Here is a 23,429-nt window from a genome sequence, read left to right as displayed (position 1 = left end):
TACGTCGGGGCGCGCGGCGCGTCCGGGGCTGCGGGTCAGTCGAGGTAGTCGCGCAGGACCTGCGAGCGCGACGGGTGCCGCAGCTTCGACATCGTCTTCGACTCGATCTGGCGGATCCGCTCCCGCGTGACGCCGTAGACCTTGCCGATCTCGTCCAGCGTCTTCGGCTGGCCGTCGGTGAGACCGAAGCGCATCGAGACGACGCCCGCCTCACGCTCGGACAGCGTGTCGAGGACCTGGTGCAGCTGCTCCTGCAGGAGCGTGAAGCTCACCGCGTCGGCCGGGACGACCGCCTCGGAGTCCTCGATGAGGTCGCCGAACTCGCTGTCGCCGTCCTCGCCGAGGGGGGTGTGCAGCGAGATGGGCTCGCGGCCGTACTTCTGGACCTCGACGACCTTCTCGGGCGTCATGTCGAGCTCCTTGGCCAGCTCCTCCGGCGTGGGCTCGCGGCCCAGGTCCTGGAGCATCTGGCGCTGGACGCGCGCGAGCTTGTTGATGACCTCGACCATGTGCACCGGGATGCGGATGGTCCGCGCCTGGTCCGCCATGGCACGGGTGATGGCCTGGCGGATCCACCACGTCGCGTACGTCGAGAACTTGTAGCCCTTGGTGTAGTCGAACTTCTCGACCGCGCGGATGAGCCCGAGGTTGCCCTCCTGGATCAGGTCCAGGAAGAGCATGCCGCGGCCCGTGTAGCGCTTGGCCAGCGAGACGACGAGCCGCAGGTTGGCCTCGAGCAGGTGGTTCTTGGCACGGCGACCGTCCTGCGCGATCCACTCGAGCTCCCGGCGTGCCTTGGGCTCGAGCTGCAGCCCGGCGTTCAGCCGCTCCTCGGCGAAGAGGCCGGCCTCGATCCGCTTGGCGAGCTCGACCTCCTGCTCGGCGTTGAGGAGGGCGACCTTGCCGATCTGCTTGAGGTAGTCCTTCACGGGGTCGGCGGTGGCACCGGCCGTGACGACCTGCTGCGCGGGGGCGTCGTCGTCGTCCGCGTCGGAGTACACGAAGCCGACGTCCTCGGACGTGGACGTCTCCTCCTTCGCCGCAGGCGCCGCGGCGACGGCACCGGCCACGGGAGTGGCCTCCTCGTCCGTCGCGGTCACCTCGTCGTCGGGCGTCTCGACGTCCTCGATCACGACGTCCTCGATCTCGACGTCCTCGAGCACCACGGCCTCGTCGACGGCCTCGTCACCGGGCGCGGCCTTGGCGGCCTTGGCGGCGGCGGCCTTCGCGGCGGCCGTCTTGGGACCGGTCGACGCGGGCTTGGCCGCTGCCTTGGTGGCCGGCTTCGCCGCGGCCTTCGGCCGCGCGGCGGGGGCCTCGGCACGAGCAGCGTCGACGACGACCGACGCCTTCGCGGCGGGACGGGACTTGGCGCTGGTCGCCGCGACGGCGCGGCCGGCAGAGCCGAGGTCGTTGACCGTCACACCGGCGGTGCCGAGCCCGCGGACCACGGCGCGCAGGCGCTTGGGGCCCTCGACGCCGGCGGCCTCGCAGGCGGCGCGCACGGAGTCGGTGTCGACGCTGCCGTGGGTGTGCCCGCGCTTCACCAGCTCCTGCAGCGCCGGGTGCTGGAACTCGCGCGGAAGTGCGGGGTGCGGGGTCTGGGACGTCACGAAGGACCTTTCGTCAGCACGGCGACCGGATCCGAGGAGGGGCCCGCAGGACCGGAAGACAGACGGATATTGTACCGACGACCGGGGCCAGCAGCGCGCGCCGCGGCGTGGCGCGCTGGCACGCGCCGGGGGTCGTGGGGGTTCACCGGTGCCAACGCCGCCCGCGCCCGGATGATTCCCGGGCCCGGGGCGACGCGATCAGCCGCGCGGCTTGACGGTGAGGACGGGGCACGGGGCGTCGAACAGCACCCGCTGCGCGTTGGCTCCCAGGATCAGCTTGCCCACCGGGCTGCGGCGGCGCAGACCCAGCACGATGAGCTGGGCGTCGACCTGCTCGGCCGTCGTGATGAGGTCGTCGGCGACGTCGCCGCCGTCCAGGAGCCGCACCTCGTGCTGGACGCCCAGGCCCACGAGCTCCTCGCGGGCACGGTCGAGCGCCTCCGCCGTCGCGGCGCGGCCCTCGGCAGGCGCGTCGGGCCGCACGCTGGCGACCACGACCACGGGCGTGGAGCGAAGCCGTGACTCGTCGACCGCCGCGTCGAGCGCCGCACGTCCCTCCGGCGTCGCCAGGTAGCCGACCACGATGCCCATCGCCGCACTCTCCCTCTCGGGCCATGTCGGCCCCTCTCGGACCACGTTGGCCTCCGGCGCGACGCTACCGGAGCGTGCGGCCGCTCACGACCGCGCCGTTCGCCTCACGGGACGCGGCGCACCCAGCCCGGTGGCAGCCCCGCCCCGAGCGCACGCGCCAGCAGTGCGGCGAGCCGGTACGCCTCGTCGTGCTCGAGAGCCCGCTCGAGGAGCAGCCCCGCGCGGGCACCGTCCCCCCGCCACCACGCGAGGAGACCCAGCAGGGTGAGCGCGGGTGCCTGCGCGTCCCGCCGGCCGTGCGCGACGACCTCCTCGAGCACGAGCTCGTGCCGGCGGCTCGTGACCGGTGGCGGCACGCCGGCCGAGGGGTCGGCGACCCGCGCCATCGCCTCCCCGAGCAGCCGGTCGTCCGCCGGGTCCGGGTGCGGTGACCGCACGGACCTCTCCGGGAGCAGGCCCGTACCGGGCACGAGGGTGACGAGGACCGCGTCCCGGACCCGGCGGTCGGCCAGGCCCGCCTCGATCCGGCCGAGCCGGCTGAGGGTCGTGCGTCCGCCCGCCGCCCCTGCTGCGTCCGTGCGATCCACGGAGCCGTCGACCGACGCCGCCTCGTCGCCGTCCGGCCCGCCCTCGACAGCGGAGTGCGGCGCGGCGCCCTCGGCGACCTCCTCCCGCCACGCGCGCAGCGACGCCGAGCGCCACACCGCCACGGCGGCCTCGTCCCTGCAGGCGGCACGCAGCCGCGCAGCCTCCCAGCGCCGTCGCGCCCGGGCCACCGACCGCCGCGCGTCCGCGTTCGCGTTCGCGATCCGTGCGACGTCCTCACGCCGGTCGGCCACGACCGAGCCCGCCAGCACCATCTCCGCCCCCACGCGCGTGCCGCGCAGGTCGTCCAGCGGTCGCCCGCCCGGCGGGCAGCACCCCGGCGGGCAGGCCAGGCACCGGTAGGAGCCGCCCGTCACGAGCAGCGCGTCGAGCGGCCCGACCGGCACGTCGCACGCCTCGGCCAGGTGCGCGGCGGCGCGGTCGGCGAGGCGCTCCCCCACGTCGCGCTCGGTGTACGTGACCAGCAGCACGCGCGTCGCGCCGTCCTGGCCGAGATGGCCCGCGAGCGTGCGCGCGAGCTGCGGGCCGTGCGTCGGCGACGCCAGGTCGTCGAGATCGACCCGCACCACGAGGCCGACGCGGGCGCGGGCACCGCGCAGGCCGACGGCCACGGCGCTCTCGATCGGGCGGAAGCCGAGCCGGTGGGGCACGTAGGCGAGCAGCTCGCGCGGCTCGTCGATGCGGAGGATGACGGGGTCCATGCCGCCACTCCAGCGCAGCGCGCGCCTGCGCCGGGTGGGCGAGCGGCCCACCTGTGGGCACCGGCGCCGGGGCACGCGCTGTGGTCGGCTCAGACCGCATGGCTACCCTGTCCGCCGTGCCACGTCCGACGCCTCGCACGCCCGTCCGCGCGGCCGCGTGCCTCGCCACGATCGTCGTCCTCGCGGCCTGCACCGGCACGACCGCGCCGGACGCCTCCCCGACGACCACCGCCGGCGCCACGCCGACGCCCTCGGCCTCCGAGAGCCTGCTGACCGACCAGATCGGCGGGCACACGGCCGTCGGCCGGCTCGCCGACGCGTTCCCCGCCGACCTCGTCCCCGTGCCGGAGGGTGCCGAGGTCCTGGTGTCGTCCGCAGCGCCGGCCGCCGACGGCGCCGTCGAGATCAGCCTCAACCTCCGGACGGAGCAGGACACCGGGGGGCTCCTCGAGGCGGTGCGCGCACCGTTGGTGGCGGCAGGCTTCACCGAGTCGGCGCCCGCCGTGCCCGAGGCGGGGCTCGCCGCCCAGGCTGCGTTCGCGCGGTCGGACGGAGCCGAGCTGCTCGTCGTCGGGATCCTCGACCGCGACGGCACGCGCACCATGACGCTCGGCGGCACGGTGCGCACGACCGCACCCTGAGGGGGCCCCTAGGGTGGGTCGGGTGACCGACGCGCCCCCGCACGTGGACCTCGTCGACCTCCGCGCGGGGGTCGACGCGGCCCTGGCCGGTCACGTCGCGCGGCTGCGGATCGAGGTCGCCTCCCTGTCGCCCGACGCCGCGCCCCTCGTCGACGCGGTGGAGCGCATGGTCGCCGGCGGCAAGCGGCTGCGGGCGGCCTTCTGCTACTGGTCGTGGCGGGCGCACGGCGGCACGCCGGGCACGCCGCAGGAGTCGGCCGTCCTGCGCGTCGGCGCGGCCCTCGAGCTCTTCCAGGCAGCCGCCCTCTTCCACGACGACGTCATGGACGACTCCGACACCCGCCGCGGCCTGCCCGCGGCCCACCGGGTGTTCGCCGGCGACCACACCGCGCGCAGCCTGCTCGGCGACGGCGAGCGCTTCGGGTCGGCGGCGGCGATCCTGCTCGGCGACCTCGCTCTCGTGGCGAGCGAGCGCGAGTGGGCGGAGGCCGTCGGCCCGCTGCCCGACGACGTCGCCACGACCGCACGCACCGTGTTCGACCGGATGCGGACCGAGGTGACCGTCGGGCAGTTCCTGGACGTCCTCGCGCAGGCCCTCCCCTGGGGCGACGACGACGGCGACGAGCGACGCGCCCTCGACGTGCTGCGCACCAAGTCCGCGCGTTACAGCGTCGAGCACCCGATCGTGCTCGGTGCCGCGCTCGCGGGCGCCGACGAGTCCGCGCTCGCGGGCTGCCGGGAGGTCGGGCTGCCGCTCGGCGAGGCGTTCCAGCTGCGCGACGACCTGCTCGGGGTGTTCGGCGACCCCGCGACCACCGGCAAGCCGGCGGGCGACGACCTGCGCGAGGGGAAGCGCACCGTGCTCGTCGCGCGCGCACTGCGGAACGCCCGCGCGGCCGGCGACGACGCCACGGTGCACGCGCTCACGAGCGGCCTCGGCGACCGGACGCTCAGCGACGAGCGGGTGCGTTCCCTCGCGGCCACGATCACGGCCACCGGCGCGCCGACCGAGGTCGAGCAGCTCATCGACGACCTCACCGCGCGCGCGTTCGCCGCCCTCGACGCGCGCGGATGGCCCGAGCCCGCTCGCGGGCAGCTCCTCGCGCTGGCGCGCGCGGCGGTCGACCGCCGCGCCTGACGGTCCGGCCGTCGCGCGGCCCGGCCCGGCGCCACGCCAGAGCCGCCCGTGCGTCCGAGGAGTCCCGCCTCGGGGGGGCCTACCTCAGAGGCCCTGCCTCGGAGACTCCTGGCTCAGAGGAGCGCCTGCGCGATGCGGCGGACCTCGGTCTTGCGCCCGCTGCGCAGCGCCGCGACGGGCGTGGTGCCGAGCTGCTCGTCGGGCGAGAACAGCCAGACGACGGCCTCCTCGTCGGCGAACCCCGTGTCGGCGAGCACGGTCAGCGTGCCCTGGAGCGCGGCCAGGACGGTCCACTCGGGCAGGTCCTCGGCGCGGCTGGGGGCCGCGGGATTCGCGAGGTGCCCGGGCACGAGGAACGCCTCGGGGATGCTCATGACCGGCGGCTCGCCGCGGCGGACGCCCACGATGCGGCGTTCCTGCAGCATGCGCCGGACGCGGCCGGCGTCGGTGCCGAGCCGCTCGGCGACGTCGGGGACGGTCAGCCAGGCGTCGACGAGGTCGTCGGGAGTGGTGCGTGCGCTCACCCGGTCAGCCTACGGCGCTCGACCACACGCCTGTAATTCGGGCCGCGCGCTTTCCCCGGCGTCCATCGTCCTCTAGCGTCGACTTCTGTCACACCAGCAACACGCGCCACAGGAGCCTCCTGTGCCACATCCCGGGGGGGACCCAATGCCCGCAGCCGCTCGCCGTCGCACGAATCCGATGACCCGCGTCGCGACCGGCACGGGCGCGACGCTCGCGCTCGCCACGGTCGCGATCGCCGTCACCGGCACCGCCGGCCACGCCGCCGACACCTACACCGTCCGCGAGGGCGACACGCTGTCCGCCATCGCGAAGCGCACGGGCACGAACGTGCGGGCGCTCGCAGCCGGCAACGCGCTGGCCGACCCGTCGCGCATCCGCGTCGGACAGGTGCTCCGGCTCGTTCCCGCCACGGGCGCCGCGCCGGCCCCGGCGGCCGCAGCCGCGTCCGGCAGCTACACCGTCCGGACGGGCGACACGGTCTCCGCGATCGCCCGAGCGCACGGCACGACCGTGCCGGCCGTCGTGGCGGCCAACGGCCTCGACGCGCGCGGGTTCATCCGGGCGGGGCAGACGCTCAGGATCCCCGGGGCGGCCAGCGCTGCCCCGGCGCCGGCGGCCGCGGCCCCGACCGGGGGCACCTACACCGTGCGCACCGGCGACACCGTCTCGGGGATCGCCCGGGCGCACGGCACCACCGTCGCCGCCGTCGTCGCCGCCAACGGCCTGGACGCGCGCGCGTTCATCCGGGCGGGACAGCGGCTCGTGGTCCCCGGCGCGGGGGCGGCGACCGCACCCGCGGCCGCGTCGACCGGCCTCGTCGGGAACACCTTCGCCGGGCGCACCTACTCCGACAAGGTCGTCGCCTCCGCCAACGAGAACAAGGCCAGCCTGCTCGCCGCCGGGGTGCCGTCGCGCGACCAGATGCAGGCGAAGGTGGCGGCCACCGCACGGTCCATGGGCGTCGACGCGTCCCTGGCCCAGGCGATCGCGTTCCAGGAGTCCGGCTTCAACCACAGCGCCGTCTCCCCCGCCAACGCCATCGGCGCCATGCAGGTCATCCCGTCGTCGGGCCAGTGGGCCTCCGACATGGTCGGCCGGCAGCTCAACCTCCTGCACCCGGACGACAACGTCGTGGCCGGCGTCGCCATCCTCCGCTCGCTCGTGCGCACGTCCCCCGACCTGCCGACGGCGATCGCGTCCTACTACCAGGGCGCGTCCTCGGTGCAGCGCAACGGCATGTACGCCGACACGCGGCGGTACGTCGCGAACGTGCAGACGCTGATGACGCGCTTCCGCTGACCGGCACGGCTCCCCGTATCGGCGCGCCCCCGCCCGTAGACTTCCGCGCGTGGGAGCCACCGTCACCGATCCGCTCGTCGGCCGCCTGGTCGACGGCCGGTACGAGGTCGTCTCGCGCCTCGCGCGCGGCGGAATGGCGACGGTGTACCTGGCCGTCGACCGCCGGCTCGACCGCGAGGTCGCGCTCAAGGTCATGCACCCCCACCTCGCGGAGGGCGCGTCGGGCAGCGCCTTCGTCGCGCGCTTCCGCCGGGAGGCCCGCACTGCCGCGCGGCTGACGCACCCCGGTCTGGTCGGCGTCTACGACCAGGGCGTCGACGGCGACACCAGCTACCTGACGATGGAGTACGTCGACGGCGCGAACCTGCGCCGCCGCATCTCCGAGGAGGGTGCGCTCACGGTCCGTGAGTCGCTGCGCGTCCTGGAGTCGGTGCTGGACGCGCTGGCCGCGGCGCACCGCGCCGGACTCGTGCACCGCGACGTCAAGCCCGAGAACGTCCTGCTGATGAGCGAGGACGACCGGGTGCGCCTGGGCGACTTCGGCCTGGCGCGTGCCGTGACCGAGGTGACGTCGACCACGACCGGCACGGTCCTCGGCACGGTCGCGTACCTTGCCCCCGAGCTCGTCACGCGCGGGGTGAGCGACGCGCGGACCGACGTGTACGCCTGCGGCGTCCTGCTGTACGAGATGCTCACGGGCCGTCAGCCGTTCACCGGGGAGACCCCGATCCAGGTGGCCTTCCAGCACGTCAGCTCCGAGGTCCCGGCGCCGTCGACCCTGGTCGACTGGCTGCCGTCCGAGATCGACGAGCTCGTCGCCGCGCTCGCCGCGCGCGACGCCGACGACCGCCCCGTCGACGCCACCGCGGCGTGCCAGTTGCTGCGCCGCACGCGCGCGAGCCTCGACGACGCCACCCTCGACCGCCGGGCCGACGTCCCGCCGACGGTCACGCTGCCCGCGGCGACGGGCGACGCGGACCTCGACGACGAGGACCTCGACCACGCGGCGACCACGCGCCTGTCCCCGGCGGACCGCCGCGGGGGCACCGTCGCGCTGCCCATCGGCCTGGGCGTCTCGGCGCCCCAGCCGCCACCCGCGGGCGCCGAGCGCGACCGCGCCCGCCGCCCGCGTTGGGTGCTGCCCGTGGCCGTGGCGACCGTGCTGGCGCTCGTGGGGCTGGGCACGTGGTGGTACCTCGAGCACGGCCCCGGCGCCTACACCGCGGTGCCGGCGGTCGTGGACCTCACCGAGGCGGACGCCGTCTCGGCGCTCGAGGACGCCGGGCTGCGCCACGAGCGGGCCGAGGCGTTCGACGACGACGTGCCGGCGGGGTCGGTCGTCGCCACGGACCCGGGCCCGGGCGACCCGGTCCGCAAGGACGGCGCGGTGACCTACACGGTGTCGCGGGGCGTCGACCTCGTCGACGTGCCGGACGGCCTCGTCGGCCAGGAGCAGGCGGCCGCCGAGGCCGCCCTGCAGGCCGCGGAGCTCACCGCCGCCTACGGCGACCCCGAGCACAGCGACGACGTGGCGCGCGGCCTGGTGCTGCGCGCGACGCTCCCCGACGGCACCCCGGTCACGGACGCCGCGCAGGTGAAGCGGGGCAGCGCCGTGGACCTGGTCCTCTCGGACGGCCCGGCGCCGGTGACGGTGACGTCGGTCGTGGGGATCTCGGTCCAGCGCGCCACCGAACAGCTCGCGCCCGACGCGCTGGCGGTGACGCCGACCGAGGCCTTCTCCGACACCGTGCCCGCCGGGCAGATCATCGAGCAGCTGCCGAAGGCGGGGGCGACCGCCCACCGCGGCGACACGGTCGAGGTGACGGTCTCGAAGGGCCCCGAGCCCGTTCAGGTGCCCAACGTGATCCAGACCGGCTTCGACGACGCGAAGGCGACGCTGGAGGCGGCGGGGTTCCGCGTCGACCGGAAGAACAGCTGGGGCGGCCTCATCGGCCGGGTGGTCGACCAGAGCGTCGCCGGCGGCGAGACGGCCCCGAAGGGGTCGACCATCACGCTGACGGTCGTCTGAGGCGACGGACGCCCGGCGGCACCCCCGGACACACGACGCCCCGACCTGCGAGGCAGGTCGGGGCGTCGCCGTGCGGGCCTCGGTCGGCTCACGCCCGGCGCAGCAGCTCCACGACGCGGAACGCCATCTCCAGCGACTGCTGGTGGTTCAGCCGCGGGTCGACGAGCGTCTCGTACCGGCGCGCGAGGCCCTCGTCGTCGATCTCCTCCGAGCCGCCGAGCACCTCGGTGACGTCGTCGCCGGTGAGCTCGATGTGCAGGCCGCCCGGCACGGTGCCCAGCGCGCGGTGGACCTCGAAGAAGCCGGCCACCTCGTCGATGACGTCGCTGAACCGGCGGGTCTTGTACCCGGACGCCGACGTGATGCCGTTGCCGTGCATCGGGTCGCACACCCACGTGACGGGGCGTCCGTCGGCCGTGACCTTCTCGACGAGCGCGGGCAGCAGGTCGCGGACCTTGCCGGCACCCATGCGCGTGACGAACGTGATCCGCCCCGGCTCCCCCGACGGGTTGAGCTTGTCCATGAGCGCGATCGCGTCGTCACCGGTGGAGGTCGGGCCGAGCTTCACGCCGAGCGGGTTCTGCACGCGCGAGAAGTAGTCGACGTGCGCGCCGTCGAGCTGGCGCGTGCGCTCCCCGATCCACAGGAGGTGGGCCGAGCAGTCGTACGGCAGCCCGGTGCGCGAGTCGACGCGCGTGAGGGGGCGCTCGTAGTCCAGCAGCAGGCCCTCGTGGCACGCGTAGAAGTCGACGGTGCGCAGCGCGTCGAAGTCCGCGCCGCACGCCGCCATGAACCGGATCGCGCGGTCGATCTCCGCGGCGATCTCCTCGTAGCGCGCGTACGCGGGGTTGGTCGTGAAGCCCCGGTTCCACTCGTGCACCCGCAGCAGCGACGCGAAGCCGCCCGTCGTGAACGCGCGGATGAGGTTCAGCGTCGACGCCGACGTGTGGTACGCCTCGAGCAGCCGCTGCGGGTCGGGCGTCCGCGCCTCCGGCGTGAAGTCGTACCCGTTGATGATGTCGCCACGGAACGCGGGCAGCGTCACGTCGCCGCGCGTCTCGCTGTCGGACGACCGCGGCTTGGCGTACTGCCCCGCCATGCGACCCATCTTCACGACCGGCAGGCTCGCGCCGTACGTGAGCACGACCGCCATCTGCAGGATCGTCTTGATCTTGTTGCGGATGTTGTCCGCGGTGGAGTCCGCGAACGTCTCCGCGCAGTCGCCGCCCTGCAGCACGAACGCCTCGCCGCGGCCCGCGGCCGCGAGCTGGGCGCGCAGCGCGTCCGCCTCGCCCGCGAACACGAGCGGGGGCAGCGTCGCGAGCCGGTCGCGCACGCGACGGAGCTCGGCGCGGTCGGGCCACTGCGGCTGCTGGAGCGCCGTCAGGCCCTCCCACGCGTCGAGGCCCTCGACGACCCGCGGGTCCGGCTCGACGCTCATGCGTGGCTCGCCGGCACGAGGGGCTGCCCGATGTCCGCGAGGAGTGCGCCGAACCACGGCTGCGTCACGTCGAACGCCTTACCGCCGGCGATGCGCGGGAACTCGATGGCACGCAGCCGGTCCCCCTGCTCCTCGTCGTGCCCGATGACGCCGGACTCCCCGCGCAGCGCGGAGTCGACGGCGAAGTCGGTCATCGACTTGATGAGGCGCAGGTCCTCGGCGTTGGCGGCCGCGGCGCGCGAGTAGTAGCCCGACTTCTGCACCATGGTCTTCTCGGCGCCGAGCTTCTTCGCGAACTGCTTCGCGAACCACTGCCCCGGGTTGATCGTGTCGAGCTTGACGTGGCCGAACGGGTCGCGCTGGACGGTCTCGCCGGCCGCCTCGAGCTGCTCGACGATCTCGTGCATGCCCGCACCCTCCGACAGGAAGACGTTGACGTTGCCCTGCTCGTCCATGATCGCCTTGAGGCGCTCGGCCTCGGCGTCGATGTCGAGCGCCAGCTCGGGCAGGAAGACGGCGTGCACGTCCCAGCGCTCGCGCGTCAGGCCGATGCCGGGGACCCACTCCTGCAGGTCGAGCCACTTGCGGTACTCCGCCGCCGCCGCCGCCGTGAGCCACCCGCAGTGCCGGCCCATGACCTCGTGCACGATCAGCATGCGCGGCCCGGAGCGGTGCTCGCCGATGATGTTGGCGGCGAAGCCCGCGGCCTCCTCGGCCGCGGTCCACGCACCGAGCGACTGGCGGATCGGCACGACGTCGTTGTCGATCGTCTTGGGCAGGCCGACGACCGTGAGCTCGTAGCCGTTCTCGTGCAGGTAGGCCGCCAGGTCGGCAGCCGTCGTGTTCGTGTCGTCGCCGCCGATCGTGTGCAGCACGTCGACGCCGTCGGCCTTGAGCTGCTCCGCCGCGACCTGCAGCGGGTCCTGGCCCTCCTGCACGAGGCCGCGCTTGACGCAGTCGGCCGCGTTGGTGAGCTTGACGCGGGAGTTGCCGATCGGCGACCCGCCGAACCGGTGCAGCACGCCGGCCCTGGCGCGCACCTCGGGCGTCACGACGAGCTTCTCGCCGAGGAGCAGACCGTGGTACCCGTGCTGGTAGGCGATGATCTCGACCTCGGGGGCGATCTCCGTATAGCGCTCGATGAGCCCCCCGACGGCGGAGGACAGGCACGGAGCGAAACCGCCGGCGGTCAGGAGTGCGACGCGACGGACCGACATGGGAGACACCTCTCGTTGGTCGAGCACAGGACTGCGGCGTCCGCGTCGGCGGACGCGCCCAGCGTGCCTCCCCGTCGGGCCGGGGGCGCGGGACCGAGGTCCGGGCGCGGCGACGACGGGTCGTGCGGCACGGCGGTCGCACCGGCACGGTGCGCACGCCCCCGGCACACGGCCGGGACCGACCTCATCCTACTGACGCGGACGGGCCGTCCTCCGGCGGGACCGGAACCTGGACATCGGGACGCGGTCGTCCGCCGGGTGCGTCCGGGAGCTGCCCGGCCTCGTCCGCGGCCGGGTGCCCGGTGGCGATGCGGGCCTTCTGGGTGGCCGCGTACACGTCGACGTACTCCTGGCCGGACAGGCTCATGATCGCGTACATGATCTCGTCGGTGACCGACCGGAGGATGAAGCGGTCGTTCTCCATGCCGCGGTAGCGGCTGAAGTCGAGGGGCTCGCCGATGACGACGCCGATGCGCATGACCTTCGGGATCTTGCGGCCGAGCGGCTGTGCGACATCGGTGCCGACCATCGCCAGCGGGACGACCGGCGCACCGGACTCGAGCGCGAGGCGGGCGATGCCGGTCTTGCCGCGGTAGAGGCGGCCGTCCGGGCTGCGCGTGCCCTCGGGGTAGATGCCGAACAGGCCGCCCTCGCGCAGGCGCTTGAGGCCCGTGCGCAGGGCTGCCTCGCTCGCCTTGCCGCCGCCGCGGTCCACCGGGATCGTCCCGACGCCGCGCATGAAGCCCGCCGTCAGACGCCCCTTGAGGCCGCGGCCGGTGAAGTACTCCTGCTTGCCGATGAACACGATCTCGCGGTCGAGCACGAGCGGGAGGAAGAACGAGTCGATGACCGCGAGGTGGTTGCTCGCGAGGATCGCCGCCCCCTCCGCGGGCACGTTCTCGGCCCCCCGCACCCACGGCCGGTAGACCAGGTGCAGCAGGGGCCCGACGAACACCCGCTTCATCAACCAGTAGAACAACGTGTCTCCTCGTCCTGACGCCCGCGCCGACGCCGCGTACGGCCCTGCCCGGGCGCGGTGCGGACCTGTCGCCGACCCGCGGGGGCCGGCACGTCGGGTCCGACTCTAGAGTGCTCCCATGGCCGCACGCCCCGACGACGCCGCCGGTGCCGACGACACGTCCCCCGCCGAGGGGGCCGCGCCGGGCGGCGGCGCCCCCGCGGCCGGCCGCGGGGCTGGCGACGGTGGAGACGACGGGGCGCCCGCCGCCGGACCACCGGCCACCGGCGACGACGCCGTGTGGGCGGCCATCGTCGCGCGTCTGCAGGACGTCGACCTGGCGGCCGACGCCGAGAGCCCGTCGTCGGGCCGCGTCGTGCGCCCGGCGGCGTCCGATCCCGCCCGCACGCCGGAGGCGGCGGACGACCAGCCCGCCGCGCGGCTCTCGGGCCGCGACTGGGACGGGACGTCGCAGTACGACGCGGCCGAGGACGTCGTCGACGAGGCCGAGCACTTCGTCCCGCCGGACCCCGGCCCGGTCCTCGGCGGGGAGCCCCTGCTGACGATGGCGTGGAGCGCCGCGGTCGGCGTGCCGCTCTTCCTGCTCGTGGTCGTCGTCGGCTGGCGCGACGCGCCCGTGCTGCTGGTCCGTGCGGCGGTCGTGCTGTTCGTCGTGGCCGTGGGCGTGCTGGTGTGGCGGATGCCCCACCGCCGCGACCCGTCGGACGACGACCCCGGCGCGGTCGTCTGACGCGCGCCGCCGGCCCGACCGGCCCGGGTGGTGCGCCTCAGACGCGGGCGAGGTCCGCCGCGCCGACCATGCCGGCGTCGTTGCCCATGGACGCGACGACGATCGCGGCCTCCGGACGGTGCCCGCGTGCCGACAGCTGCTCGGCGTACGCGTTGCGCGCCGGTGCGAGCAGGAGGTCGCCCGCGGCGCTCACCCCGCCGCCGAGCACGAACATCTCGGGGTCGAGCAGGGCGGCCACGGTCGCGGCCCCCTCGCCCACCCACCGGGCGACGTCGCCCAGCAGCTCGGTCGCGAGCGGGTCGCCCTCCTGGGCGCACTGGGTCACGAGCGGACCCGTGATCTTGTCCGCCCGACCGCCTGCGAGCTCGATGAGCCGCACCGCCCGCTCGGGCTGGGTGACGGCCGCGGCCTGCGCGTTGCGCACGAGCGCGGACCCGGACACGTACTGCTCCCAGCAGCCCTCGTGCCCGCAGCCGCAGTAGTGCCCGCCCGGCACCACGCGCATGTGCCCGATCTCCGCAGCGACGCCCCAGGCGCCGCGCACCAGCCTGCCGTGCGTGACGATCGCGCCGCCGAGCCCGGTGCCGAGCGTCAGCATGACCATGTCCGAGACGTCGCGTGCGACGCCGTACCGGAACTCCGCCCAGCCGGCCGCGTTGGCGTCGTTCTCCACGACGATCTTCACCGCCGGGTCGCCGATGAGCGCCGCCACCCTGTCGCGCAGGGGGTACTCGCGCCACGCGATGTTGGGCGCGAACAGCACGCCGGACCGGTCGGCGGCGACGAACCCCGCGGCCGCGAGGCCGACCTCGCGCACCTCGTAGGAGGCGCTCAGCTCGCGGTACACGTCCGCGATCGCCGCGTCGATGCTCGCGACGTCGTCCGGGTCGGTGTCCCGACGGGTCTGGGCGACGATGACGCCGTCGTCGTCCACGACTCCGGCTGCGATCTTCGTCCCGCCGATGTCGACACCGATGGCGTGCATGTCCTCGTCCGCTCCTGCCGTCGATCGCGCCCACGACCACCGCGCGCGCCGGGACCACGCTAGCGGTCCGCGGTGGGAGCGCGCGCACGGCACCCGGTCCGGAAGGGGCCGGCACGCGCCTCGCAGACGGGCGACGCTACCCGGTCGGAGGCTGCTGACCAGGACCGCAGGTCCCGTATCCTCGTCGCACCCGTCGCCCCCCTGCCACTGGAGTCAGCATGGACGAGTTCCACACCCCCCTGCTCGTCGAGACGGACCCGTCGGACAACCTCAACGACCTCTTCGCCGCGCGCGTGCGCGCGACGCCCGACCGTCCCGTCGTCGAGCGCGTGACCGCGGCCGGCACGTGGGAGCCCCTCACGGCGCGCGCGTACGACGACCACGTCGTCGCCGTGGCCAAGGGCCTCGTCGCGCGCGGCGTCGCGCCCGGCGGCCGCGTCGGCATCATGTCGCGCACGCGGTACGAGTGGTCGTTGCTCGACTGGGCCGCGTGGGCCGCCGGCGCCGTGCCGGTGCCGCTGTACGAGACGTCCTCGGCCGAGCAGGTCGAGTGGATCCTCACGGACGCCGGCGTGAGCCTGCTGGTCGTCGAGACCCCCGAGCACGCGGCCGTGGTCGAGGAGGTCCGCGCGCAGGCACCGACCCTGCGTGAGGTGCTGGTGATCGACGACGGAGCCGTCGACGCGCTCGTCGCGGCCGGTGCCGACGTGCCCGACGAGGAGATCGCGCGGCGGCGGGGGCTCGCCGCGCGGGACGACGTCGCGACGATCATCTACACGTCCGGCACCACCGGGCGTCCCAAGGGCGTCGAGCTGACCCACGGCAACTTCGCGCAGCTGACGACGAACGCGGTCGAGAAGCTGAAGGAGGTCGTCCAGACGCCGGGCGCACGCACCTTCCTGTTCATGCCGCTCGCACACGTCTTCGCGCGCTTCGTGCACGTGCTGACGATCCCCGCGGGCGCCGTGCTGGGCCACTGGCCGGACACGAAGACGCTGGTCGAGGGCATCGGCGCCTTCCGGCCGACCTTCATCCTGTCCGTCCCGCGCGTGTTCGAGAAGGTCTACAACTCGGCCGAGCAGAAGGCGGCCGCCGGCGGCAAGGGCGCGATCTTCCAGCGCGCCGCCAAGACGGCGATCGTCTACTCGCGCGCGCTCGACACGCCGTCGGGGCCGAGCCCCTGGCTGCGGCTGCAGCACAAGGTCGCCGACGTCCTCGTGCTGTCGAAGCTGCGTGCGGTGCTCGGAGGGCAGGTCGAGTGGGCGATCTCGGGCGGCGCGCCGCTCGGGGAGCGGCTCGGCCACTTCTACCGCGGCGTCGGGCTCAAGGTCCTCGAGGGCTACGGCCTCACCGAGACCACCGCGCCCGCCACGGTGAACCTGCCCGGCCGCACGAAGATCGGCACGGTCGGCCCCGCGCTGCCCGGCACGTCGCTGCGCCTCGCCGCGGACGGCGAGGTCGAGATCCGCGGCATCCAGGTGTTCCGCGGGTACCACGACAACCCCACGGCGACGGCCGAGACCATGCGCGACGGCTGGTTCCGCACGGGTGACCTCGGCACGATCGACGAGGACGGGTACCTGCGCATCACGGGCCGCAAGAAGGAGATCATCGTGACGGCCGGCGGCAAGAACGTCGCCCCCGCGGTGCTCGAGGACCGGCTGCGGGCGCACCCGCTCATCAGCCAGGTCGTGGTCGTCGGCGACCAGCGGCCGTTCATCGGCGCGCTGGTCACGCTCGACCCCGAGGGGGTGCCCGGGTGGCTGACCGCGCACGGCAAGCCGCCGATGTCGCTGGCCGAGGCCGCGACGGACCCCGACGTGCTGGCGTCGCTCGACAAGGCGGTCGAACGCACGAACCGCGCCGTGTCCCGGGCGGAGTCGATCCGCAAGTACCGCATCCTCGACCGCGACCTGACGATCGCGGACGGCTACCTCACGCCCAAGCTGAGCGTGCGCCGCGTCGAGGTGCTCAAGGACTTCGCGGCCGACGTGGAGGCGCTGTACGAGTCGGCCGGCGAGCACTGACGCCGGCAGGCCCGACCGTGCCCCCGCGCGCCCACCGGGCGGCGGGGGCACGGTGCGTCACGGACCGGTCCGTCCCCGTGCGGACCGGCCGGTCCGGCCCTCAGACGCGCCGCAGCCGGGCCACCAGGACGGCCGACGGCACCGCCCAGGCGCCGGCCGCCTCGACGTCGCGGACGACCTCCCGGTCGCTCGTGACGACGACGAGCACCGGGCTGCCGGCTCCGCCGCGACGAGGCGACGCAGCAGGTCGTCCGCGATCTCGCCCGACGAGAACGCCACCCGGACGCCGCGCTGCTGCGCCGGCGCCCGGTGCCCGTCGGCGCCGTCGAAGCAGCACGTCACCTCGGCGCCGCTGTGCGCCACGAGACGGGCCAGCGAGTCGACGAGCACCCGACGCTGGTCCGCCAGCGGCAACCCCGGCCACCCGGTCTTGCTCACGTTGTAGCCGTCGACGAGCAGGTGTGCGCGCGGGAGCCGCAGGAGCTCGTCCAGCAGCGCCGGGTCCTCGACGGTCCGGCCGCGCGACGTCGGTCGGTCGCCGGCGGGCGGGGCGCTCGGCGCGACGATCTCCGCCGGTGTGCGCGCGACCGGTGGCAGGGCGAGCTCCGCCCGCAGACCCGCCGCCGCGTCGAGGAGCGTGTCCAGCAGGAGCCGGGTCCGCGCGTCCGCGAGGGCCCGGCCCGTGCGCACCTGGTCGCGTGCCGCCGCCCGCTCCGCCGCCGCGGCGCGTCGTGCGTCGGCGGCCTGCGCGGCCAGGTCCGCGGCCGCACGCCGCTCCTCGGCCGCACGCGCGGCGTCCGCCGCGGCGTCGTCCGCCAGGCGCCGCGCCTCGCTGCGCGCACGGTCGGCGTCGGAGCGCAGGCGCCGCAGCTCGCGCTGCAGCGACGCGAGCTCCTCCCGCGTCGCCCGCTCGGCGTCCCGGGCGACCCCGAGCGCGGTGCGCAGGCGCTCGGCCTCGCGGCGCAGCGCGTCGGACGGGCGGTCGGCGCCGGGCGCGTCGTCGGGCCCGTCACCCGCACCGGGCGCCGGCGGGACCAGGGGGCGCCACGGGCGCCCCTGCAACCAGGCGCCCGCCGCCGCCGCGAGGGACGGACGCGGCGTGCCGCGGCCGGCGGCACCGGCCGCGGCGTGGTCGCTCCCCTCGAGCCGGTCGTCGCCGGGGTGGTCGTCGACCTCGCCCGACCCCGTCCCCGCCGGCTCCTCGTGCGCCGCTGCCCAGACGCGGGCCACGCGCGCCCGGAACGCGTCGTCGGTGCGCAGCGCGGTCCACAGCGGCACGGCGCCGGTCGTCGCACGGCGCCGCGGTGCGAACCGCCGGACGGCCGTCAGCGCGGTCGGCACCTCGGCCGGCTCCATCCCGCCGAGGACGTCCGCGGCGGCCCGTACGAGCATCGCCCGGAGCGCGTCCGGGACCGCGTCGTCGGGCACGGACGCGGCGCCGTCCCCCGTGCCCGTCCCCGCAGCGCCCATCCGTGCAGCCTAGGCGGGCGCGGCGCGCCGGACGGCGGCGGCCCGGGCGGAGGTGTCGGACCCCGTCGGTACCGTCCCGCCCATGCCGAGCGTGCGCCGTCTGCGCCCCGTGTGGGCCGAGACCCCGGGAACCGTCCCGCCTCCCCCGGGCGCCCCCGCGCCGGCGGCGGTGGCGGTGCAACCCGGCCTCGACGAGCTCGGCACGCCGCTGGCGGACGTCACGTTCGTCGTGGTCGACCTCGAGACGACCGGCGGGCGCGCGGGTACCGACGCCATCACGGAGATCGGCGCGGTGAAGGTGCGCGGCGGCGAGGTCCTGGGCGAGTTCCAGACGCTCGTCGACCCGGGCGGGCCCGTGCCGCCGTTCATCCAGGTGCTGACCGGCATCACGACCTCGATGCTCGTCGGTGCCCCGCGCATCGAGGAGGTGCTGCCGAGCTTCCTCGAGTTCGCCCGCGGCGCCGTGCTGGTGGCGCACAACGCGCCGTTCGACGTGGGCTTCCTGCGCGCGGCGGCGGCGCGGTGCGAGCGCGCGTGGCCGGGCTTCCAGGTCGTCGACACGGTGCGCCTCGCACGGCGCGTGGTGCTGCGTGACGAGGCGCCGAACCACAAGCTGTCGACGCTCGCCGCCCTGTTCCGCGCGGAGGTCGCGCCGAACCACCGCGCCCTGTCGGACGCGCGGGCGACCGTCGACGTGCTGCACGCGCTCCTGGGCCGGCTGGCTCCGCTCGGTGTCACGCACCTCGAGGACCTCGCGGACGCGGCGGACCCGGTGCCGAGCGACGTCCGCCGACGCAGCACCCTGGCCGACGGCCTGCCCGACGCCCCGGGGGTCTACCTGTTCCGCGGCCCGCGCGAGGAGGTGCTGTACGTCGGCACGTCGACGACGTCGCTGCGCAAGCGGGTACGCAGCTACTTCACGTCCGCCGAGAAGCGCGGCCGCATGACCGAGATGGTGCGGCTCGCCGTGCGCGTCGACCCGGTCGTGTGCGCCACGCCGCTCGAGGCGCGCGTACGCGAGCTGCGCCTCATCGCCGAGCACGCCCCGAGGTACAACCGGCGTTCGCGCGCCCCGGAGCGCATGCCCTGGGTGCGCCTGACGGACGAGGCCTACCCCCGCCTGTCGGTGGTGCGCGACGTGCGGTCCGGCACCGCCCACATCGGCCCGTTCGCGTCCCAGGCGTCGGCGCAGCTCGCCGTGGAGGCGCTGCACGAGACGTTCGCCGTCCGCCGGTGCACGCGCCGGCTGCCGCTCCTGCCGGCCGCCGGCGCCCATGCCTGCGTGCTGGCGGAGCTGGGGCGCTGCGGCGCGCCGTGCACCGGCGGCCAGGACCACGCGGACTACGGCACCGTCGCCGACCAGGTGCGCGCCGCCATGGCGGGCGACCCCGGTGAGGTCGTCGCCGCCCACGCGGCCCGCATCCGCACGCTCGTCGCGCAGGAGCGGTTCGAGGAGGCCGCGACCGTGCGCGACCGCCTGCTCGCCTTCGCGCGCGGCGCCGCCCGCACGCAGCGGCACGCGCCGCTGGCGCGCTGCGCCGAGCTCGTCGCCGCCCGCCGGACCGACGACGGCGGGTGGGAGCTGGTGCTCGTCCGGCACGGCCGCCTGGCCGGCACGGTACGGGTGGACCGCCGCACGGACCCGCGGCCCGTCGTGGCGACCCTCCGCGCGACCGGGGAGCACGTCGCCGCACCCACGGCCCCCGCGACGGCGGCGCACCCGGAGGAGACCGACCTCGTCCTCGCGTGGCTCGAGCAGCCGGGCGTGCGGCTCGTCGAGATCAGCGGCGAGTGGGCGTCCCCGGTGCGGTCCGCGCAGTCCGTGCGCGACGCGGTGGCGGCCGTCGCGGTCGACCTCCTGCTGCCGCGCCCGCCGCTCCTCGACGACGTCCCGCCCGCGCGTCCCGGTGCGGGCGCACCGAGCGCACCCGCCGGCCCCGACGTCCCCGCGCAGGGCGCCCGGCGCACGGCATGATGGCTGCCATGCTCACCGCCATCGTGCACATCGACTGCGACGCCGCCGCCATCCCCGAGGTCGCGGCACAGATCGCCGAGATCGAGGGCGTCAGCGAGGTCTACTCGGTGACCGGCGAGGTGGACCTGATCGCGCTCGTGCGGGTGCGCGAGCACGAGACGCTGGCCGACGTCATCGCCAGCCGCGTCAGCAAGGTCCCCGGCGTGCTGCGGACGCAGACGTACATCGCCTTCCGCGCCTACTCCCGGCACGACCTCGAGGAGGCGTTCGCGCTCGGCCTCGAGGACTGAGCACCGCCGCCGGGTCAGGCCGCGGCCGCCGCCTTCCAGCGCGCGAGCAGGTCGGCCGCGCGGCCGTCGTCGATCGCCTCCTCGGCGATCGTCCGGCCGGCCAGGAGACGGTCGACGAGCGCTCCGTCGCCGGTGCCCGGCCGGGTGCCGTCGGCGACGAACGCGGCCGCCGCGTTGAGGACGACGGTCTCGCGCACCGGCCCCCGCGCACCGCCGACGAGCGCGCGGACGACGTCGGCGTTCGCTGCCGCGTCGCCGCCCCGCAGCTGGTCCACCGTCACCGGTGCCACGCCGACCTCCGCCCAGTCCACGAGCTCCTCGCGGACGGCGCCCTCCCGGACCTCCCAGAAGCGCGTCGGCCCCGTGGTGGCCACCTCGTCGAGGCCGTCTGCCTCACCGCGGAACACCAGGGCGTCACGCCCGCGGCGCGCCAGCACGCCGGCCACGAGGGGGGCCATCCGCGCGTCCGCGACGCCGATCGCGCTGGCGGAGGGCTGCGCCGGGTTCGTGAGCGGGCCGAGGAAGTTGAACGCGGTCGCGATGCCGAGGTCCCGGCGCGGCACCGCCGCGTGCCGCATGGACGGGTGGAACGCACCGGCGAAGCAGAAGGTGATGCCCACCTCGGTCGCCAGGGCGGCCACCCGCTCGAGCGGCAGGTCGAGCCGGATGCCGAGCTCCTCGAGGACGTCCGCCGTGCCGGTCGACGACGACGCCGCCCGGTTGCCGTGCTTCACGACCGTCAGGCCCGCCCCAGCGACGACGATCGACGCCATCGTCGAGATGTTGACGGTGTGCAGGCGGTCACCACCGGTGCCGACGACGTCGACGGCACGACCGGGGACCTCGAAGCGGCGCGCGTGGGCCAGCATCGCGTCGGCCAGTCCGGCGAGCTCCTCGGCGGTCTCCCCCTTGCCGCGCAGCGCGATGAGGAACCCGGCGACCTGCGACGGCGACGCCTCGCCGCTCATGATCCGGTCCATCGCCCAGGCGGTGTGCGCGCTGATGAGGTCCTCGCCCCGCACGAGGGACGTGAGCAGGTCCGGCCAGGTGGTCGCCGCGGCCATCAGGCGGGGGTGCCGGCGCGCACGAGCTGCTCCACGGCGTCGTGCAGGACCACCGGGTCGAGCGGGCGGCTGACGACCGCGTCCGCGTTCGACCACGACGCGAGCCACGCGTCCTGCGGCCGGCCCGTGAGCACGAGCACGGGCGGGCACCGGAAGATCTCGTCCTTGAGCTGTCGCGCGAGGCCCAGGCCCCCGACCTTGTCGGCCTCGCCGTCGAGGACGAGCAGGTCGAGGTCGCCGGCCTCGGTCTCGGTGATCGCCGCGGCGGCCGTGGCCACCTCGACCCACTCGATGTCGGGCTCGCCCCGTCCGAGACGCCGGCCCACCGCGAGCCGCACCTGGTCACGTGCGTCGACGTCGTCGCTGTACAGCAGGATGCGCGGCCCCCGCGCGGTGCTGCCCGGGTCTGCGGTGCTCATGGCTGGCCCCTTCACTCCTCGTCGACGTGCTCCGGGAGGATCTTGGCACGAGCACCCCGCGCGCGGGCGTACCGCCCGCACACGTACCGTGAGCGGCGCCCCGCCCGTCGCCCGGCACGAGGTGACGGTGTGACATATACCCGCCTGCCGCACCGGGCCCTAGGACCCACGCACGCGCGGCGTCAGCCATAATGGCGTGGTGTCGACCGCAACGGCTGCCTCGCGCCCCGCGCCCCACGTGACCGTGAACCGCCCGAACCCCGTCTCGGTGGGGACGATCGTGTGGCTGGCCAGCGAGCTCATGTTCTTCGCCGGCCTCTTCGCGATGTACTTCACGATCCGCCAGGCGGTGCCCGAGGAGTTCGCGCTCCAGAGCGAGAAGCTGAACCTCGCGTTCGCGTTCGCGAACACGACCGTCCTGGTGCTGTCGTCCGTGACCTGCCAGATGGGCGTCTGGGCGGCCGAGCGGCTCCAGCCGCAGCGCACCGGCTCGCTCCTGCAGTTCTGGCGCTGGGGCATGAACGAGTGGATCACCCTGACCTACGTCATGGGTGCGATCTTCATCGGCGGCCAGATCTTCGAGTACGCCGAGCTGGTCCACGAGGGCCTCACGATCTCGTCGTCCCCGTACGGCTCCGTCTTCTACCTGACGACCGGCTTCCACGGCCTGCACGTCGTGGGCGGTCTGCTCGCGTTCCTGTTCCTGCTCGGCCGCTCGTTCACCGCCAAGCGGTTCACCCAGCACGAGGAGACGACCGCGATCGTCACCTCCTACTACTGGCACTTCGTCGACGTGGTCTGGATCGCGCTCTTCGCGGTCATCTACCTCGTCCGATGACGCCGGCGGCCCGGTGCCGCCACCGCCCCACCCGAACACTCCCCCGACGTGAGACGAGGACCGATCCGTGAAGGCACTCGCAGCCCGCAGGCACGACCGGCGTGCGCCGGTCGTGCTGCTCCTGCTGGCGCTGCTGCTCACCGGCGCGCTGTACGCCGTGCTGGCGCCGACCGCCGCCGACGCCGCCCCGACGGCGACGGCGGACCAGGTCGAGCTCGGTGAGAAGCTGTTCCAGGCCAACTGCGCGACCTGCCACGGGCCGGACGGGACCGGGACGGACGAGTACCCGTCGCTGGTCGGCGTCGGTGCTGCCGCGGTCGACTTCCAGGTCGGCACGGGCCGCATGCCGGCGCAGATGAACGGTGCGCAGATCCAGGCCAAGCCGGTCCAGTTCGACGAGGAGCAGATCGCCGCCCTCGCGGCCTACGTCGCGTCCCTCGGCCCCGGTCCGGCTGTCCCGAGCGCGGAGCAGGTGGACCCGGCGCTGGGCGACCCCGCGAGCGGTCTCGAGCTCTTCCGCACGAACTGCGCCATGTGCCACAACGCGGTCGGTGCAGGCGGCGCCCTCTCGCAGGGCAAGTACGCCCCGAACCTGTGGGCGACGACGCCCACGCACGCCTACGAGGCGATGGTGACGGGCCCGCAGTCCATGCCGGTGTTCAACGACGCCACCCTCACGCCGGAGGAGAAGCGCGACATCATCGCCTTCCTCGAGCTGCAGGGCGAGGGCTCGCCCGGCGGCGTCGACCTCGGCTCCCTCGGCCCGGTCAGCGAGGGCCTCTGGGCCTGGGTCGTCGGCATGGGCCTTCTCATCGGCGCAGCAGTCTGGATCGGAGCGAGGTCCTCGTGAG

The 23,429-nt window shown here is 75.1% G+C and carries 21 protein-coding genes; 10 read left to right on the top strand and 11 right to left on the bottom strand.

Annotated features, from left to right (window positions below; genetic code table 11):
• Window positions 1-35: 35 nt before the first annotated feature.
• The 3 genes from E5225_RS07470 to E5225_RS07460 form a co-directional block, all read right to left on the bottom strand.
• Window positions 36-1,613: an RNA polymerase sigma factor gene (locus tag E5225_RS07470; RefSeq protein ID WP_135973690.1), complete on the bottom strand. Its 1,578-nt coding sequence runs from the start codon at window positions 1,611-1,613 to the stop codon at window positions 36-38.
• Window positions 1,614-1,811: 198 nt separating this feature from the next.
• Window positions 1,812-2,204: a universal stress protein gene (locus E5225_RS07465; protein ID WP_135973689.1), complete on the bottom strand. Its 393-nt coding sequence runs from the start codon at window positions 2,202-2,204 to the stop codon at window positions 1,812-1,814.
• 104 nt (window positions 2,205-2,308) lie between these two features.
• Complete coding sequence (locus tag E5225_RS07460) at window positions 2,309-3,511, bottom strand: DUF4192 domain-containing protein (protein WP_135973688.1); 1,203 nt, start codon at window positions 3,509-3,511, stop codon at window positions 2,309-2,311.
• Window positions 3,512-3,627: 116 nt separating this feature from the next.
• Here E5225_RS07460 and E5225_RS07455 point away from each other — a divergent pair, with 116 nt between their 5' ends.
• The gene (locus E5225_RS07455) at window positions 3,628-4,152 is read left to right on the top strand and encodes a hypothetical protein (protein WP_243738248.1); all 525 of its coding nucleotides are present in this window, start codon (window positions 3,628-3,630) and stop codon (window positions 4,150-4,152) included.
• A gap of 22 nt (window positions 4,153-4,174) precedes the next feature.
• Window positions 4,175-5,290 (top strand): polyprenyl synthetase family protein, encoded by a 1,116-nt coding sequence (locus tag E5225_RS07450; RefSeq protein ID WP_135973687.1) that lies wholly within the window; start codon window positions 4,175-4,177, stop codon window positions 5,288-5,290.
• Between the two features lie 113 nt (window positions 5,291-5,403).
• Here E5225_RS07450 and E5225_RS07445 read toward each other — a convergent pair whose 3' ends face one another.
• The gene (locus E5225_RS07445; protein WP_135973686.1) at window positions 5,404-5,814 is read right to left on the bottom strand and encodes an Rv2175c family DNA-binding protein; all 411 of its coding nucleotides are present in this window, start codon (window positions 5,812-5,814) and stop codon (window positions 5,404-5,406) included.
• Window positions 5,815-5,992: 178 nt separating this feature from the next.
• On the opposite strand from E5225_RS07445, the gene E5225_RS07440 reads away from it, so the two are divergent.
• Window positions 5,993-7,114, top strand: coding sequence for a lytic transglycosylase (locus tag E5225_RS07440; protein WP_243738247.1), 1,122 nt, complete (start codon window positions 5,993-5,995; stop codon window positions 7,112-7,114).
• Window positions 7,115-7,163: 49 nt separating this feature from the next.
• Window positions 7,164-9,143: a Stk1 family PASTA domain-containing Ser/Thr kinase gene (pknB, locus tag E5225_RS07435; protein WP_135973684.1), complete on the top strand. Its 1,980-nt coding sequence runs from the start codon at window positions 7,164-7,166 to the stop codon at window positions 9,141-9,143.
• Between the two features lie 88 nt (window positions 9,144-9,231).
• Here the strand turns inward: pknB and E5225_RS07430 are convergent, their stop codons facing one another.
• The 3 genes from E5225_RS07430 to E5225_RS07420 form a co-directional block, all read right to left on the bottom strand.
• Window positions 9,232-10,584 carry a class II 3-deoxy-7-phosphoheptulonate synthase gene (locus E5225_RS07430; RefSeq protein ID WP_135973683.1) on the bottom strand — a complete coding sequence of 451 codons (1,353 nt, stop codon included), beginning with the start codon at window positions 10,582-10,584 and terminating at the stop codon, window positions 9,232-9,234.
• Complete coding sequence (locus tag E5225_RS07425) at window positions 10,581-11,801, bottom strand: pyrophosphate--fructose-6-phosphate 1-phosphotransferase (RefSeq protein WP_136225382.1); 1,221 nt, start codon at window positions 11,799-11,801, stop codon at window positions 10,581-10,583. The genes E5225_RS07430 and E5225_RS07425 overlap by 4 nt, the downstream gene beginning before the upstream one ends.
• 184 nt (window positions 11,802-11,985) lie before the next feature.
• On the bottom strand, window positions 11,986-12,780 hold the full coding sequence (locus E5225_RS07420) for a lysophospholipid acyltransferase family protein (protein WP_424945139.1): 795 nt from the start codon (window positions 12,778-12,780) through the stop codon (window positions 11,986-11,988).
• 118 nt (window positions 12,781-12,898) lie between these two features.
• On the opposite strand from E5225_RS07420, the gene E5225_RS07415 reads away from it, so the two are divergent.
• Window positions 12,899-13,510: a hypothetical protein gene (locus E5225_RS07415; RefSeq protein ID WP_135973681.1), complete on the top strand. Its 612-nt coding sequence runs from the start codon at window positions 12,899-12,901 to the stop codon at window positions 13,508-13,510.
• A 37-nt stretch (window positions 13,511-13,547) separates the two neighbouring features.
• Here E5225_RS07415 and E5225_RS07410 read toward each other — a convergent pair whose 3' ends face one another.
• Complete coding sequence (locus E5225_RS07410) at window positions 13,548-14,495, bottom strand: ROK family glucokinase (RefSeq protein WP_135973680.1); 948 nt, start codon at window positions 14,493-14,495, stop codon at window positions 13,548-13,550.
• Between the two features lie 218 nt (window positions 14,496-14,713).
• Here E5225_RS07410 and E5225_RS07405 point away from each other — a divergent pair, with 218 nt between their 5' ends.
• Complete coding sequence (locus E5225_RS07405) at window positions 14,714-16,522, top strand: AMP-dependent synthetase/ligase (RefSeq protein ID WP_135973679.1); 1,809 nt, start codon at window positions 14,714-14,716, stop codon at window positions 16,520-16,522.
• A gap of 57 nt (window positions 16,523-16,579) precedes the next feature.
• Here the strand turns inward: E5225_RS07405 and E5225_RS07400 are convergent, their stop codons facing one another.
• Window positions 16,580-17,992, bottom strand: a complete 1,413-nt coding sequence (locus tag E5225_RS07400; protein WP_244243689.1) for an NYN domain-containing protein — start codon at window positions 17,990-17,992, stop codon at window positions 16,580-16,582.
• An 82-nt stretch (window positions 17,993-18,074) separates the two neighbouring features.
• Between E5225_RS07400 and E5225_RS07395 the strand changes: the two genes are divergently transcribed.
• Both E5225_RS07395 and E5225_RS07390 read left to right on the top strand, forming a co-directional pair.
• Complete coding sequence (locus E5225_RS07395) at window positions 18,075-19,967, top strand: DEDD exonuclease domain-containing protein (protein ID WP_135974823.1); 1,893 nt, start codon at window positions 18,075-18,077, stop codon at window positions 19,965-19,967.
• Window positions 19,968-19,975: 8 nt separating this feature from the next.
• A complete protein-coding gene (locus E5225_RS07390; protein WP_135974825.1) occupies window positions 19,976-20,257 on the top strand; it encodes an Lrp/AsnC family transcriptional regulator in 282 nt (93 codons plus the stop codon).
• Window positions 20,258-20,271: 14 nt separating this feature from the next.
• Here the strand turns inward: E5225_RS07390 and trpD are convergent, their stop codons facing one another.
• Window positions 20,272-21,321: an anthranilate phosphoribosyltransferase gene (gene trpD, locus E5225_RS07385; protein WP_135974827.1), complete on the bottom strand. Its 1,050-nt coding sequence runs from the start codon at window positions 21,319-21,321 to the stop codon at window positions 20,272-20,274.
• Complete coding sequence (locus tag E5225_RS07380; RefSeq protein ID WP_135974829.1) at window positions 21,321-21,740, bottom strand: response regulator transcription factor; 420 nt, start codon at window positions 21,738-21,740, stop codon at window positions 21,321-21,323. The genes trpD and E5225_RS07380 overlap by 1 nt, the downstream gene beginning before the upstream one ends.
• 199 nt (window positions 21,741-21,939) lie before the next feature.
• Between E5225_RS07380 and ctaE the strand changes: the two genes are divergently transcribed.
• On the top strand, window positions 21,940-22,578 hold the full coding sequence (gene ctaE, locus E5225_RS07375) for an aa3-type cytochrome oxidase subunit III (protein ID WP_135974831.1): 639 nt from the start codon (window positions 21,940-21,942) through the stop codon (window positions 22,576-22,578).
• 67 nt (window positions 22,579-22,645) lie between these two features.
• Window positions 22,646-23,428, top strand: coding sequence for a cytochrome bc1 complex diheme cytochrome c subunit (gene qcrC, locus E5225_RS07370; RefSeq protein WP_135974832.1), 783 nt, complete (start codon window positions 22,646-22,648; stop codon window positions 23,426-23,428).
• The last annotated feature ends 1 nt before the right edge of the window (window position 23,429 follow it).

This window comes from Cellulomonas shaoxiangyii, assembly GCF_004798685.1.
In the GTDB taxonomy this organism is placed as follows: Bacteria; Actinomycetota; Actinomycetes; order Actinomycetales; family Cellulomonadaceae; genus Cellulomonas; species Cellulomonas shaoxiangyii.
The sequence above is the reverse complement of the archived record's forward strand: the minus strand, read 5'-3'. Positions and strand labels throughout refer to the sequence as shown.